General features: G+C 56.6%; 11 protein-coding genes and 1 CRISPR repeat array (1 of these 12 only partly in view). Of the genes, 7 read left to right on the top strand and 4 right to left on the bottom strand.

Features of this window, described 5'->3' with window-relative positions:
- Window positions 1-27 precede the first annotated feature (27 nt).
- Entirely contained in the window at window positions 28-900 is an 873-nt protein-coding gene (locus CZ787_RS10500) for a LysR family transcriptional regulator (RefSeq protein ID WP_303393865.1), read from the top strand.
- Here CZ787_RS10500 and CZ787_RS10495 read toward each other — a convergent pair.
- From CZ787_RS10495 to CZ787_RS10480, 4 genes are all read right to left on the bottom strand, one after another.
- A complete protein-coding gene (locus CZ787_RS10495) occupies window positions 897-1,946 on the bottom strand; it encodes a metal ABC transporter substrate-binding protein (RefSeq protein WP_087108904.1) in 1,050 nt (349 codons plus the stop codon). The two genes, CZ787_RS10500 and CZ787_RS10495, sit on opposite strands and share 4 nt — an antisense overlap.
- 21 nt (window positions 1,947-1,967) lie before the next feature.
- Complete coding sequence (locus CZ787_RS10490) at window positions 1,968-2,858, bottom strand: metal ABC transporter permease (RefSeq protein ID WP_087108902.1); 891 nt, start codon at window positions 2,856-2,858, stop codon at window positions 1,968-1,970.
- Window positions 2,842-3,576, bottom strand: a complete 735-nt coding sequence (locus CZ787_RS10485; RefSeq protein WP_087108900.1) for a metal ABC transporter ATP-binding protein — start codon at window positions 3,574-3,576, stop codon at window positions 2,842-2,844. Before CZ787_RS10485 ends, CZ787_RS10490 begins: the two co-directional genes overlap by 17 nt.
- Window positions 3,577-3,869: 293 nt before the next feature.
- Entirely contained in the window at window positions 3,870-4,523 is a 654-nt protein-coding gene (locus CZ787_RS10480; protein WP_087108896.1) for a hypothetical protein, read from the bottom strand.
- A 153-nt stretch (window positions 4,524-4,676) separates the two neighbouring features.
- Here CZ787_RS10480 and cas1f point away from each other — a divergent pair, with 153 nt between their 5' ends.
- From cas1f to cas6f, 6 genes are read left to right on the top strand one after another with little or no spacing between them, the layout of a single operon-like run.
- Complete coding sequence (gene cas1f, locus CZ787_RS10475; RefSeq protein WP_087108894.1) at window positions 4,677-5,651, top strand: type I-F CRISPR-associated endonuclease Cas1f; 975 nt, start codon at window positions 4,677-4,679, stop codon at window positions 5,649-5,651.
- Window positions 5,648-8,971 carry a type I-F CRISPR-associated helicase Cas3f gene (cas3f, locus tag CZ787_RS10470; protein WP_087108892.1) on the top strand — a complete coding sequence of 1,108 codons (3,324 nt, stop codon included), beginning with the start codon at window positions 5,648-5,650 and terminating at the stop codon, window positions 8,969-8,971. The genes cas1f and cas3f overlap by 4 nt, the downstream gene beginning before the upstream one ends.
- Before the next feature lie 33 nt (window positions 8,972-9,004).
- Window positions 9,005-10,396 (top strand): type I-F CRISPR-associated protein Csy1, encoded by a 1,392-nt coding sequence (gene csy1, locus CZ787_RS10465; protein WP_087108890.1) that lies wholly within the window; start codon window positions 9,005-9,007, stop codon window positions 10,394-10,396.
- Window positions 10,393-11,364 (top strand): type I-F CRISPR-associated protein Csy2, encoded by a 972-nt coding sequence (gene csy2, locus CZ787_RS10460; protein WP_087108888.1) that lies wholly within the window; start codon window positions 10,393-10,395, stop codon window positions 11,362-11,364. The genes csy1 and csy2 overlap by 4 nt, the downstream gene beginning before the upstream one ends.
- A 27-nt stretch (window positions 11,365-11,391) precedes the next feature.
- The gene (gene csy3, locus CZ787_RS10455; protein WP_087108886.1) at window positions 11,392-12,426 is read left to right on the top strand and encodes a type I-F CRISPR-associated protein Csy3; all 1,035 of its coding nucleotides are present in this window, start codon (window positions 11,392-11,394) and stop codon (window positions 12,424-12,426) included.
- A 3-nt stretch (window positions 12,427-12,429) separates the two neighbouring features.
- Window positions 12,430-12,999, top strand: coding sequence for a type I-F CRISPR-associated endoribonuclease Cas6/Csy4 (gene cas6f / locus CZ787_RS10450; protein WP_087108884.1), 570 nt, complete (start codon window positions 12,430-12,432; stop codon window positions 12,997-12,999).
- Between the two features lie 129 nt (window positions 13,000-13,128).
- Window positions 13,129-15,670: a CRISPR direct-repeat array (repeat unit 28 nt; unit sequence GTTCGCTGCCGCCCAGGCAGCTCAGAAA) (it continues 4,032 nt past the right edge of the window).

Here is a 15,670-nt window from a genome sequence, read left to right as displayed (position 1 = left end):
CATTAGAAAAATTTGGGGGTCTGTATCGTGCGTCCCTACTTACCGCTAAAAGCCCTGCGCGCCTTTGAAGCGTCGGCCAGGCACTTGAGTTTTACCCGAGCGGCCGCCGAGCTGTGCGTGACGCAAGCGGCCGTTAGTCATCAAGTAAAATTGCTGGAAAGCCAGTTGAAGGTAGCGCTGTTTACCCGCCTGCCGCGCGGGCTGATGTTAACGCAAGAGGGCGAAATGTTACTGCCGGTCCTCAAGGCGTCGTTTGATCAGATTACGCACACGTTGGATCAATTAGGCGAGCAGAACTATCGGGAGGTATTGAATGTGGGCGCGGTGGGCACGTTCGCTGTCGGCTGGTTGCTGCCCAGGCTTGCTGACTTTCAGGAGCGTTATCCGTTTATTGATCTGCGCCTTTCGACCCATAACAACCGTACGGATATGGCCGCGGAAGGGTTCGACTTTGCTATCCGCTTTGGAACAGGCGCCTGGCACGGTATTGCGGCCCAGCCCTTGTTGCCAGCCTCGCTGTCGGTCAGGTGCACGCCTGACATCGCCACCCGGCTAAAGACGCCGGCCGATGTCGTGGGTGAAACATGGCTACGCTCTTATCGCACCGATGAGTGGACGCAGTGGCTACTGGCGGCGGGATTATCAAGCAGTGTTTCTGTGCCAAGAAGTATCGTGTTTGACTCTTCTATTGCCATGATAGAAGCCGCACAGCAGGGTGTAGGCATTGCCCTGGCGCCGCCTTCAATGTTCTCACGCCCGCTCACCAGCGGTGCTTTGGTACAACCGTTCAGCACCGCGGTGAGTTTAGGCGGGTACTGGCTGACGCGCTTACAGTCGCGGCCAGAAACCCAGGCCATGGCCTGTTTTAGAGAGTGGCTGACCATGGCAACCAATGCCTAGTGGCTATGGCTATGCTCGCTGTGATCATGCCCGTGGTCATGGTCATGGTCATGGTCATGGTCATGTGCATGGTCGTGGCCGTCATGCGCATGGTCATCATGGCCCGGCTGGGCCAGTGCTTCGTGCAGCACTACCGCATTGTGGCGCATCATGCCAAGGTAGGTGCTCGCTTCGCCCCCGGAAGAGAGCGCATCGGCATACAGCGTTCCGGCAATCGGCAGGCTCGTCTCTTCAGAAAGTTGCTGAATGACCGCAGGATTGGTCATGTTTTCATGGAACAGGGCTTGTACGTTCTGGTCGTTGATCACGTCCACCAGCTCGGCCATGCTGGCGCCGCTGGGTTCTACTTCGGTCGATAAGCCGGTAGGTGCCAAAAAGTTGACGCCGTAAGCATTCGAGAAGTAGCCAAAGGAGTCGTGACCAGTAATCACGCTGGTCGAGGCCGGGATCTCGCTGATGAGCTCACGAATTTCAGCATCGACTTCTGCCATGTTGGCCAGGTAGTTATCGGCGTTAGCCTGGTACTCATCGGCGTTAGTTTCATCGGCCTCAATCAATCCGTCACGAATATTGGCAACGTAAATCCGCGCTTGGGCCATATCCTGCCAGGCATGAGGGTCAAATTCACCATGCGCCTGGTCGTGTCCGTGATCATGGTCATGCCCATGGTCGTGATCGTGGTCGTGTCCATGATCATGGTAGTCGAGCTTGTTAATGCCATCGGTGGCCGTTATCAATGCGTCGTTGTAGCCGCTGGATTCAATGAGCCGCTCCATCCAGCCTTCGAACAGTAGGCCGTTGAACACCACAAGGTCCGCTTCTGTCAGTGCGCGTGCATCGCTTGGGCGAGGGGAGTAGACGTGCGAATCACCGTCAGGCCCCACCAGCGATGTTACTTCAACGTGCTCGCCGCCCACGTTCTCGACCATATCGGCCAGGATGGAGATGCTTGTCACCACCTGAACGCGGTCTGCTGCGATGGCCGCGGGCAGTGCCAGCATGGCGGATACACCAACCAATAAGCGCGAAGATAACCGTAAAGACATACCGACTCCTGTTGAATGATGTTACGTAGATGCCTCAGCGCTGAGCGGGGCTGTTTTACGCCTTAGCCGGGCAGCCAGACTGTGGTAGCGCCCAAACATCGCCGAGAAAAGATAGCCCACGCCGGCCAGCAGAATAATGCTCGGCCCCGAGGGGATATCCAGATGAAAAGAGAGCAGCAAGCCACCGGTACTGGCGACCATGGCGATCACAACGGCAATGGCCATTAGCCCCTCAAGGCGCCTGCTCCAAAAACGCGCGGCGGTGGCGGGCAGCATCATTAAACCCACCGCCATCATCGTGCCCAGCGTTTGAAAGCCCGCCGTCATGTTGAGTACCAGCAAGGCTAAAAACACGCTATGCACCCAGCCGTTGCGGCGGTTTTGGCCGCGTAAAAAAAGCGGGTCCAAACACTCCACCACCAGTGCGCGGAAGATGATGGCCAGGGTCACCAAAATCAGCGTGCTGATGCCTGCAATCAGTAGTAATGCGGTGGCGTTAACGGCCAAAATCGACCCAAACAGAACATGGGTTAAATCAACGCTGCTGCCACCCATAGAGATCAGCATGACCCCCGCCGCCAGCGAGATAATAAAAAAGCTCGCCATGGCCGCATCTTCACGCTGGCCGCCTATCTTCGATACTGCCCCGGCAAGTAGTGCCACCATTAATCCGCACAAGACGCCGCTAATACTCATAATGGGCAGCGAGAACCCGGCCAGTAGAAAGCCGATTGCCACGCCCGGCATAATGGCATGCGCCAAGGCATCGCCAATCAGGCTCATGCCGCGTAGCACCAGAAAAACGCCCAAGGGCGGGGCCGCAATGGACAGCGCTAACCCGCCGACCACCGCGCGGCGCATAAAGCCGTAATCAAACGGCGCAATCAGCCACGTATTAAGCAGTTCCAGCATGGTGCTCTCCCAGTGAAAAAGGGACTGCCTGGGCGGGCAGTTGCTGATGATGCAGTTCACTGGGTGCCACCCAGCGGGCATGGCCGCCGTTTAACATCAATATTTCATCGGCCAAGCGGCGCAAATGGTCCATATCGTGCAGAACGATAATAATCGTCGTACCGTCATCGGCCATCTGGCGCAGGATACGGATTAAAATATCGACCGTGTCGCTGTCCACGTTGGCAAAAGGCTCATCCAGCAGTAGCAGCTCGGCTTCCTGCATTAACGTACGCCCAATCAAGGCCCGCTGGCGCTGGCCACCGGAAAGCTCGCCTAAAGGGCGGTGAGCCAAGTGCGAAATACCCAAGCGCGCCATGATGTCGCGACCTTTACGGTAGTGCACCGCACAGTAGCCTTTCAGTGCCCCATGGCTTGGCCAACTCCCAGTCATGACCAGCTCTTCCACGCTCATGGGAAAGGTTAAATCCAGCGCCAACTGCTGGGGCAGCCAGGCACGGCGCTCAGAAGGAACGCTGCATATTACGTTGCCACCTGCCGGGCGAAGTTCGCCCATAATCGCCTGGATCAGAGTGCTTTTACCGGCCCCATTGGCACCAATTAACGCCGTAATAGCCCCCGGCCTGATATCGCCATCCACATGCTCAAGCACGGTGCGATGCCCCTGGGCCAAGTGCAAATTCTTAAGCTGTAAGCGTGATGACGTGCGCTGACTCATTTGGGCCACCCGCCAGCCCACACCACCAGCGCCCACAGCGCCACAAGCGGTATCGTCACCAATAGCAGCCGTTTCGTGGCCGACAATGACATTAAAGAGAAGTGGCAAGGCCCCTCCCGGTTATGGCGGTGTGTGCGATGACTCACAGAGTACCCTCTTAACAATAGAATAAGTTATAACATAACAATTGGCGAAGCCAAAAAAATTGCTGAATATTTTACGTGCTTACTGCGGCGTGACAATGGCAAACGCGCTTACTCACTCATCCCAAAGTAACTTATCCACAGGGCGTTTTAGTAACGCCATGTAGCGCTAATCTGCTGGGGAGAGACCAGCAGCGCATACTCGCCGTCCATCGTCACTGGGCCAAGCGAAACGCGGGCAGGCTGAAAGCGGTTAATAGCGGAAGACGCCTGGTTGGGCTGGGTCCAAATCTGAAGCTCATTGACCAGCATGCCCATGGCAAAGTTCATCGCCCCGTCACGCTCGCGGCCATCGGCCGCAATAATACCGCCCGCAATGCCGTTAATCACCAGCGAGTTCACCCGCTCACCCCAGCCACGGCGTGCCCGCTCGGCCTGGGCAAGTTCCAATCCCAGCGCTTGCACACCGCTTAGCTCACCACGGGCTTTTAAACGCTCATACTGCGCCAACGCCGCCTGGTGTGGCTGGCTATCCAACAATACCCCGCCAAGCGCCAATGCTGATTTCACCACACCGATCCGCGCATCAAAACGGTCATCGCGGTCGCTTGCCTCGCTTGCTTGGTAAGCATCCACCACAAGGCTTGCGCCATAAATACCTGTCCAACCCCACTCCCACACATTGGCCTGCCGAGCACCGCGCTCAAATACATCGTCGTAACCCGCCCATTCATTGGTGGGTTGCGCCAAGGCTGGTAGCGCCACAACGCACAGCAGTACGCCTAAAAGAGGGTGTAAACGCATCGGGAAAGTCCTGTCATCAAAGGGGGATGGCATTAAGCGTAGCATGTACTGGAAGGGGATTTTCGCGGAAGCCTGACGCTAAGTATGACTAAGGTCAATGGCGCTTAAAGGCGAAGGATGGTTAGATGTAAAAAAGAGTAAAGGGCGCATGTAATGGATGATTTTTCACCATCAGATCTAAAAACTATCCTGCACTCCAAGCGTGCAAATCTTTATTACTTGCAGCACTGCCGGGTGCTGGTCAATGGCGGCCGTGTGGAATATGTCACCGATGAAGGGAGCAAATCTCGCTATTGGAACATCCCCATTGCCAACACCACCTCGATACTGTTGGGCACCGGCACTTCTATCACTCAGGCAGCCATGCGTGAACTGGCCAAGGCAGGCGTGTTGGTTGGGTTCTGCGGAGGCGGTGGCACGCCGCTGTTCGCTGCTAACGAAGTCGATGTAGACGTCGCCTGGCTGACCCCGCAAAGCGAGTACCGGCCCACCGAGTACCTACAATATTGGGTACGTTTCTGGTTTGACGATGTAAAACGCCTAAACGCCGCTCGGGCATTCCAGCAAGCCCGTTTAACGCGTATTGAAGCGCTTTGGACAAACCGCGTAATGAAAGATGCTGGATTCAATATTGATAAGGAGCATCTACACAGCGCACTTCATCACCACCGCCAAGCGATCACACAAGCGCCCAGTACCGTGGATTTACTGACGCTGGAAGCACGCTTAACCAAAACGCTCTTTAAATTGGCGGTTAATGCCACCGATTACGGCGACTTCACCCGTGCCAAACGTGGCACAGGCGCCGACCCCGCCAACCGCTTTCTCGACCACGGCAACTATCTGGCCTACGGCTTGGCCGCCACCGCCACGTGGGTGCTGGGCATTCCGCATGGCCTTGCCGTACTGCATGGTAAAACCCGCCGGGGCGGCTTGGTGTTTGACGTGGCAGACCTAGTCAAGGACGCCGTTATTTTGCCTCAGACGTTTATCTCCGCCATGCGCGGTGATGAAGAACAAGAATTTCGCCAAGCATGTATTGAGCGCTTAACGCGCACTGAATCCCTCGACTTTATGATCGACACGCTCAAGGACGTGGCACAAGCGCTAGGGAGCGGTGAACCATGAACGTGCTGCTGATTTCCCAGTGCAATAAAAATGCGCTGAAAGAAACCCGCCGCATTCTCGACCAGTTCGCCGAGCGCCGGGGCGACCGCACCTGGCAAACGCCCATCACTCAGGCGGGGCTTGATACGCTGCGTAAACTACTGCGCAAATCCGCCCGAAAGAACACCGCCGTGGCCTGCCACTGGATTCGTGGCCACGACCACAGCGAGCTGGTTTGGGTAGTGGGGGATGCCGCGAAGTTCAACCGGCGCGGTGCTACGCCGACCAATACCACGCGGCGTAATATCCTGCGCGCAGAAGACGAGAACGATTGGCACAGCGGCCAGTTGATTCACCTTCTGGCCTCTATGGCCGCGCTCTTTCATGATCTGGGTAAGGCCAGCGAGGCTTTTCAGCTTCGCTTGCAGGGCAAACTTGAAGGCCGCAATCGTTACCGCCATGAGTGGGTATCGCTGCGCTTGCTGGAGGCTTTCGTTGGTGAAGATGACGATGCAGCGTGGCTAGCGCGTCTTGAAAGCCTGGAGGAAGAAGACGACGCCCACTGGCTTGAAAACCTCCGGTGTGACGCGCCGGTTAATTCGGAGCAAGTACAGCCATTCGGCCGTTTACACCCGGTGGCAGCGGCGATTGGTTGGCTGATCGTCAGTCACCACCGCCTTCCCGCCTTGCCCGCTTACGATGATGAGGGCAACCAGAAATGGCTAGGCGCCAAAGCGCCACTCAATACAGGTAATTTGCCAACGTTGCCAAAGGCTATTTCCGCCGCTTGGAACGAGCGCGTAGAACCCGCTGCCGAGAAAGACGTAGCCCCTTACTGGCGCTTTCTTCACGGCTTACCGGTAACGGAAAAACCGTGGCGCGAGCGGGCGCAGCGCTTGGCCCGCCAATTAGGGAAGCTACAGCCTGCACGGCCCCCGCTTGAGTCTCCCTACGTGATGCACTTGGCCCGTATGGCACTGATGCTGGCGGATCATTACTACTCCAGCCTGGCGGGGATGGGGCGGCTAACCGGACCTTGGAAGAAAACGCTGTATGCCAATACGGCCACGGTTAACGGCAAGCGCCAGATGAGCCAGCCATTAACGGAGCATCTGCTGGGTGTGACACGTGCGGTGGGGGAAATTGTTCACCGCTTACCTGATATGACCAAGGCGATGAGTGGTATTACGGGGCATAAAGGCTTCAAGGCCCGTAGTAAAAATCCGCGTTTTCGCTGGCAGGATAAAGCGTATGATTTAGCCGTAGGCCTGCGTGAGAAAAGTCACCGTCAGGGTTTTTTCGGTATCAACATGGCCTCGACTGGATGCGGCAAAACGATTGCCAACGGACGCATCATTTATGGCCTGAGCGAGCCTGACCTTGGGGCACGCTTTTCGATTGCTCTAGGGCTTCGCACGCTGACGCTGCAAACGGGGCAAGCCTACCGTGAGCGCTTGGGGCTGGGCAGCGATGACCTCGCGGTACGTGTGGGCGGGTCCGCCAGCCGTGCGCTGTTCGAGCACCAGCAGTCGCAGGGTGGTTCGGATTCGCGGGCTGATTTGTTAGACGAGCAAAGCCATGTTCACTTCGAAGGCAACGTGGATGCGCATCCTCTCTTGAGCAAGGCGGTGGCCGACCCTCGCGCACGCTCCCTCATCTGTGCCCCCATTCTCGTTTCCACTATTGATCATCTGGTACCCGCCACCGAAAGCCTGCGTGGGGGCCATCAGATAGCTCCGATGCTGCGCCTGATGAGCAGTGACCTGGTACTGGATGAGCCGGACGACTTCGATATTGCTGATCTGCCCGCGCTTACAAGGCTGGTCTATTGGGCGGGCATGTTGGGTTCAAGGGTACTGCTTTCCTCCGCCACGCTGCCTCCTGCGCTGGTTCGCGGCCTTTTTGACGCCTACCGGGAAGGCCGCGCTGAATACCAGCGGCACCGGGGTGAGCCGGGTGCACCCGTCGAGCCGGTTTGTGCCTGGTTTGATGAGCACAGCTGCACACAGGAAAGCTGTGTCGATGGCGCACGCTTTGTTGCCGCACACGACACGTTTGCCCGCAAGCGCGCTGCTAAACTAGCGTCGCAGCCGCCACTACGCCGTGGTTACCTCGTGCCTTTTTCGGCGCCTTCATCACTGGAAGCCATCGCTGACGCTTTGGCACAAACGGTAATTGACCAAGCCATCGCGTTGCACGAAGTGCATCACACGCAGGATCCGCAAAGTGAAAAACGGGTCAGTTTCGGCCTGGTACGCATGGCCAATATCGCGCCACTGGTCGCCGTGGCGCAGGCGCTTTATCTATCCGAAATTCCCGAAGGAAAGCAGATTCATCTATGCGTTTACCACTCGCAGTTTCCACTACTGCTGCGCTCGCGGCTGGAGGCGCGGCTTGATCGTGTGCTGGACCGCCGAGATGAATGGGGCGTTTTTACGCAGCCGGATATTCAAACGCAGTTAAAGGGCGAGGCAGCCGATCACTTATTTATCGTATTGGGCTCGCCCGTTACTGAGGTAGGGCGCGATCACGATTACGATTGGGCTATCGTTGAGCCGTCTTCCATGCGCTCGATTATTCAACTGGCTGGGCGTGTTCGCCGCCATCGTCCAACGGCTGTCAGTAAACCCAATATCGCGCTGCTTGATACCAACGTGAAACATCTTGAAGGAAGGCGACCCGCTTTCAGCCACCCAGGCTTTGAGACCGAGCAATTCTGGCCATTAAGTGCGCACAGGCTCACCGACTTACTGCGTAAAAATGAAATCGACCCAATTGATTCACGCCCACGCCTGACACCCGCTGAGGCGCTTGATCCCGCTGGCAAGCTGGTCGATCTGGAGCACGCACGCCTGGCCTCATTGATGGTTGAGGGCGCAGAACCGGTAGGCGCGCGGCGACGCAAGCGTCGGGGCGAGGCGCCCAAGGTCGATCTCGGTGCTTATCTTTTCTATCGGCCTGCCACGATGACGCTAAGCGCCGCTGCTCTACAACACGCCCCGTTTCGCGAAGATAACGCTCAGGAGAGCGAATTTGTGCTGATGCCGGACGAGGCGGAAGAGGATTACCTGTTTTACAGCATCGAACAGAGCGGCCTTGAAGAGAAGCTGACCCCTGCAGAGCGAGAACTGGATCGGTTGCCGGATACGCTACTGGAAAATCCGCGCATCACGCCTTGGAACGAACCGGACTATATGACGGCTCTTACAGAACAAGCGGACGCCATGGACATGAGCCTTGAACGCTGCGCCAAGCGCTTTGGCCGAATTCGACTGAAAACCGACTACGCCCCTTACGGATGGCACTTTCATCCTGCGTTGGGGTTTGTGAGAAAAAAGTAAACTCAAACTAAAAACAGGGGAAAAAGGAGCGTTATGACTGAACCACCAAACGAAACGTTATCGCTTAAAGTGCTTATTCATGACTTCATTCAGAACCGCTTTGCGACCAAGACAGAAAAGCTGGCAGCGGACGAACCCGCCTATCTCAAGCTGCAAGAACAGTTCGCTCCGCAAACCTGGCTGGCCGATGCCGCGCGGCGTGTCAGTCAGCTTCAGGTCGTCACGCATTCGCTCAAGGCGGTCCATCCGGATGCCAAGGGCACCAACCTCTATGTGGAGCCCGGATCGCTCGACCGTGGCAGCTTGATCGGCAGCCACTGCTTGCCTAGTGACTTTCAGGGCGACGTGGTCGGCAACGCCGCCGCGTTGGACGTCTACAAGTTTCTCAAGCTTGAATGGCAGGGGCGTTCGCTGCTGGAGCGGGCGCTTGACCAGGATAGTGAATTGGTCGATGCGCTCAGCAAGAATAGTGAAGAAGCGCAGGAGTGGATGTGCGCTTTTGCCAATATCGTTGAGCCAAAAGGAACACCCAGTTCACATGCGCGGGGTAAACAGGTGTACTGGCTGGTGGGCGACGAACCTGTTGATAATGCCAACTACCATCTACTAGCGCCGCTTTATGCCACCGCCTTAACGCATCCGTTTCATGCCCGGCTGAGCGAAGCACGCTTTGGCGAGCATGCGAAGGCAGGGCGCAAGGCACGCCGTGATAGCGCTGCCTTCGAGGGTGGTTACAGTGACTATCTTAACTTGGCCGTACAAAAACTGGGTGGCACCAAGCCACAGAATATTTCCCAGCTCAACAGTGAGCGCGGTGGGCAGAACTACCTGCTTGCCTCGCTCCCGCCGAGCTGGGTTTCTCGTGATGTAACCCCGCCGCTTCGCACGGAGTCGGCTCTACCTCACTTTGGCCGACGAGCGCCGGTTCGCCAACTGGTTAATGATTTAGTCAGTTGGATAAAACAAAATATGCAAGAGGATGAGCGGCGCGCCTTGTCTGGAAAAGCGCCAAGGAAAACGTATCAGGATAGAGATTTGCACGACGATCTAACGGCAATGTTATCCGATGAGCTTTTGATGTTTACCCATGAGCTTCATCGTTTAGCGCCGGGCTGGTCAAAAGACAGTGAGTGTCGATTAGTAACAGCTGAGTGCTATTGGCTCGACCCCGGGCGAAGCGAGTTGGATTCCGATTTTGCAACCGCACGACGTCAATCTGATTGGCATGAAGAAGTCTCTCGGCGTGTCGCGGGTTGGCTAAAAAATACGCTGACCAAACGCCTGAATATCAGTTTGGGTGACCCGGAGCATGAGTTTTGGGCAAACAAGATTGAGCTGGTTTTGGAAAAATTCCGACGTCAGTTGGAAGATCTGGAGGACGCTTTGCGCGACGATGACGGAAGCCTTCTGGGAGATTCCCCATGATTGATCATCTCCTTTTGCTTCCTCGGCTGCGCATCCAGAACGCCAATGTCATTTCCAGCCCGATGACCTGGGGCTTTCCCGCCATGAGCGCGTTCGTCGGTGTTCAGCAAGTGCTGGAGCGCAATCTGCCTGACGACATCAAACTGGTCTTTAACGAGATTGGCGTGGTGTGCCACCACATTGAGCCACAAGTGACCGAAGGTGGTTTCATCAAGGCGTTTCACTTGACGCGTAACCCGGTCGACAAGAGTGGTTCTACAGCCGCCATTGTCGAAGAAGGGCGTGCGCACTTGGAAGTCAGCCTGTTGATTGGCGTGGAGTCGGAAGGCGGCGACCTTGGCAGCGCTGAACGCCGCCGCGATATCGCGCAGGCGCTTTACGAGCAGGTTCAGGGCATGCGTATCGCGGGTGGCAGCGTGATGCCTTCGCTCGACACTCAAAAGCGCCACCGCCCGGAGCTGGTCAGCTTTAGCGCCATTGAAGTAGACAGAAAAAAACAGTGGCAGCGCCTCAAGCGTCGTCTTCTCCCCGGTTTTGCTCTGGTGCTGCGCGACGATCTACTTGCCGAGCACACCGCCACGCTAAAAAAACACGACGAAACCGCCACGGCTCTGGATGCCTGGCTCGACCTTTCCCGGCTTAACCACGAATGTCACGTCGAGCAGGTGAAGGGCAACAACGACGACAAAGAGAAAGAGGTGGTGCGATGGAACGTGCGCCGCCCTTACCCTGGCTGGCTAGTGCCGATTCCGGTTGGCTACGGTGCTATCTCGGAGCTATACGCGCCCGGCGATGTTACCAACGCCCGCGACCCTAAGGTGCCATTTCAATTTGTGGAAAGCCTCTACTCCATTGGCGAGTGGGTAAGCCCGCATCGCTTTCAAACACCCGAGGATCTGATGTGGTTCGTGGAGAACGACCTGGATCGCGGTATTTATCGTCTGCAAAACGACTACGCCAAGCGCTGACACAAGACTAATCAAAGGGGAAATGACATGGCCAAGAATGACACACTCAAAACCGCTTCTGTGCTCGCTTTCGAGCGCAAGCTCGATCCTTCCGACGCGCTGTTCCGTGCCGGAAACTGGGAAGACCGCACGCAGGTAGCACAATGGAACTTCGTACCGGTACGTGAAAAATCGGTGCGCGGTACGATTTCCAATCGCCTGAAAGCCAAGGACCAAGACCCGCTCAAACTCGATGCCGCTATTGAGAGCCCCAACCTCCAAACGGTAGATGTCGCGACTCTGCCCCACGACGCCGACACGCTGGCGGTTCGCTTTACGCTACGGGTACTGGCTGGTGCCGGTACACCTTCTGCCTGCAATAACGCTGAATATCAGAAGCAATTGGCGCAGACAGTATCGGGCTACGTGAGCGAACACGGCTTTGGCGAGCTGGCTCATCGATACGCCTGCAATCTTGCCAATGGCCGCTTCCTGTGGCGTAACCGCATGGGCGCTGAGGAGGTTGAGGTTGTCGTTAGCCAGATGAAGGAGGGCCAGCCCGAGAAGACTTGGACCTTCAATGCACTTGAACAGTCCACTCGCGATTTTACCGGCGATAAACAGACCCAAGAGCTGGGAGCTGCTATCGCCCAAGCGCTGGCAGGCAAGCAGTACCTATTGCTTGATGTTGTCGCGTTCGCCCGTATTGGTGCTGGTCAGGAAGTTTTCCCCTCGCAGGAACTGATTCTGGATCGCTCCCGTGGCGACAAGAGCAAGACGCTCTACAGCATCGGTGATGACAAGCAGGCGGCCATTCACTCCCAGAAACTCGGGAACGCCTTGCGCACTATCGATACCTGGTACCCGGCGCCTGAAGATGGCAATCACCTGGGTCCCATTGCCGTCGAACCCTACGGTTCGGTGACCACGCAAGGTACGGCTTATCGCCAGCCCAAACAGAAGGTGGATTTCTACAACCTGCTGGATAACTGGCTGCTGAAAGACCAGGTTCCGTCCGCCGAGCAGCAGCACTTTGTTATGGCCACCCTGATTCGCGGCGGCGTGTTCGGCGATGCGGGGTAAGCCATGGATCACTATATCGATATCCGCCTAAGGCCAGACCCGGATTTTCCCGAGCCAATGCTGATGGGCGCGCTTTATAACAAGCTGCATCGGGCGCTTTTCGATCTGGAATCAAATGCTATCGGCGTCAGCTTTCCGCTGTGTAAACACGGCGTTCGCGCCCGCAGCTTGGGCGGACACCTACGCTTGCACGGCACCCAAGCGAGCCTTGAACAACTGATGGCTGTTCAGTGGCTAACCGGCATGCGAGATCACGTTAGTGTTAGCGACGCGTTGGCGACCCCGGCCAATGCGAAGCATATCAACGTCGCGCGCAAGCAGTTCAATACAGGAAGCCCCAGCCGTGCGAAGCGCTATGCCAAGCGGCATGATATTTCAGAAGAAGCAGCGCGTGATATCTACGCAAAAGTAGCGGAAAAGCGTATTGAGTTGCCGTTTGTGCAGATCAGTAGCCGCTCTACACAACAGCGTTTTTGCTTATTCATTGAACATGGAAAGCCGCAGGAAAAAGCGGTGGCAGGCACATTTAACCATTATGGCTTAAGCAGTAACGCCACCGTGCCCTGGTTTTGACCCTTTTTCTTTGTATGAATAAGGACCGCGATTAATCAACCACTTAGCGGTATCTCCCAGGAAAGGGTGATACCGCTTTTTTTGGGCAAAGCTCTTTAACAATCAGTAGATTATTTTTGGTAAGCTCTAGTTCGCTGCCGCCCAGGCAGCTCAGAAATCCAATTCTTCACGATGCAGGCGCGCGGTTTCGTTCGCTGCCGCCCAGGCAGCTCAGAAAACTGTACAACTGGCCTCGATGTATGACGTGATGTTCGCTGCCGCCCAGGCAGCTCAGAAATGATGAAGTAGCGTTCAAAGTTGAGCCTGAGTGTTCGCTGCCGCCCAGGCAGCTCAGAAAGACAGATTGAAAGGCTTACGAAAGGTTATAGAGTTCGCTGCCGCCCAGGCAGCTCAGAAAGAATAGCTTTTCAAGCACCCGTATTTCGTTGAGTTCGCTGCCGCCCAGGCAGCTCAGAAATCTACGGGCGCTCTAACCGATCTTAGCTTTAAGTTCGCTGCCGCCCAGGCAGCTCAGAAAACGGGGCGCTCAATAATCGTATGGCCGACGATGTTCGCTGCCGCCCAGGCAGCTCAGAAACGCAGCTCATAGCGCGCGTTTTTCCACGCATCGTTCGCTGCCGCCCAGGCAGCTCAGAAATCAAGAAAATTAAGTGGCCAGACAAGGTTAAAGTTCGCTGCCGCCCAGGCAGCTCAGAAAGTTACGGGCCAGAGATTGCCCAGCTTTACCAAGTTCGCTGCCGCCCAGGCAGCTCAGAAATGCAATATCCAGGCTGTGCGATGGCTCTAACGGTTCGCTGCCGCCCAGGCAGCTCAGAAATAGGGTGATTGGTGCCTACTTTGTGGCGGCGGGTTCGCTGCCGCCCAGGCAGCTCAGAAAATGAGCTTAAGACAAAGCTGACAGTAGCGTCGGTTCGCTGCCGCCCAGGCAGCTCAGAAATGAGCGCTGTTACATCGTCGCAACATCGGCCCGTTCGCTGCCGCCCAGGCAGCTCAGAAACGATAGCGCAGGAAATGGCGCGCTCTTGGGAAGTTCGCTGCCGCCCAGGCAGCTCAGAAATTCTTGCTCAAAAAGGCATGATGAAACTTCATGTTCGCTGCCGCCCAGGCAGCTCAGAAATACTGGGCGCTAATGGAGCGTGAGAAACGGCTGTTCGCTGCCGCCCAGGCAGCTCAGAAATATACCAGCTTGGCGGCGGCGGAAAAGAATACGTTCGCTGCCGCCCAGGCAGCTCAGAAATGGATCGAAACCATTTTCTAGCTTGAACCGATGTTCGCTGCCGCCCAGGCAGCTCAGAAATGATATCCAGATGATCATTTTGATAGTGCAGAGTTCGCTGCCGCCCAGGCAGCTCAGAAATACAAAGAAGCGAGGGCCGCGTGATGCTTAAAGTTCGCTGCCGCCCAGGCAGCTCAGAAATACCCTCGCCTACCTACCTCCAGTCGAGTCTGGTTCGCTGCCGCCCAGGCAGCTCAGAAAACCATGCCCAAGTCCTCAAGCGCACGATCAACGTTCGCTGCCGCCCAGGCAGCTCAGAAAAAGCAAGCGCAAACCAACACTGATGGATAACCGTTCGCTGCCGCCCAGGCAGCTCAGAAAACTAATCTCGTTTAGTATCGCAAACTGATCAGGTTCGCTGCCGCCCAGGCAGCTCAGAAAGTTACGCCGCCAGACTTTGGCGATGCCGAGCTGTTCGCTGCCGCCCAGGCAGCTCAGAAATAGCGCGGCTGAATTTGAAGCGTCATGGAAAGGTTCGCTGCCGCCCAGGCAGCTCAGAAATGAAACGAAAGAAGCCCCAGGTGCTGTAACACGTTCGCTGCCGCCCAGGCAGCTCAGAAAGTCATCGCGCACCTTGCCTAGTCCGTAGCAGTGTTCGCTGCCGCCCAGGCAGCTCAGAAAGAAACAGCGGCTCAAATGCACGCGATTTATAAAGTTCGCTGCCGCCCAGGCAGCTCAGAAAATGTGGTCGCTGACGCTCGACGGAATTTCCGTGTTCGCTGCCGCCCAGGCAGCTCAGAAAAGCGGGTACGCTCAGCTGCCAGTGGCTTTTATGTTCGCTGCCGCCCAGGCAGCTCAGAAAGCGATGAATTGATTGACTCGGCATCTGTATGCGTTCGCTGCCGCCCAGGCAGCTCAGAAAGCTACAGCACCAATGCGGCGGTTACCCCCACTGTTCGCTGCCGCCCAGGCAGCTCAGAAAAACATGACGGCGCGGGCAGCATCGTTGATACGTGTTCGCTGCCGCCCAGGCAGCTCAGAAAGCTCAAGGCGTCGAGGTTGCATCCCGCAACTTCGTTCGCTGCCGCCCAGGCAGCTCAGAAAATAGTGTTGATTACCCGCTGGAATGTAGAGAAGTTCGCTGCCGCCCAGGCAGCTCAGAAAACCTGTTGCATCGGATGCTTTCAGGATTGAGTGTTCGCTGCCGCCCAGGCAGCTCAGAAACATTGGTACCCGCGTGATGCGCCGGGAATACGGTTCGCTGCCGCCCAGGCAGCTCAGAAATGACCGATGGTGCCGAGCGGGCCGGCGAAGCCGTTCGCTGCCGCCCAGGCAGCTCAGAAAGATAAGACGCAGTACAACGCGTGGCTGGGGGAGTTCGCTGCCGCCCAGGCAGCTCAGAAAAGCTTGAGCTAAAGCGAGAATTCCCCGATCTCGTTCGCTGCCGCCCAGGCA

The organism is Halomonas citrativorans, from assembly GCF_900163645.1.
Lineage (GTDB): Bacteria > Pseudomonadota > Gammaproteobacteria > Pseudomonadales > Halomonadaceae > Vreelandella > Vreelandella citrativorans.
The sequence above is the reverse complement of the archived record's forward strand: the minus strand, read 5'-3'. Positions and strand labels throughout refer to the sequence as shown.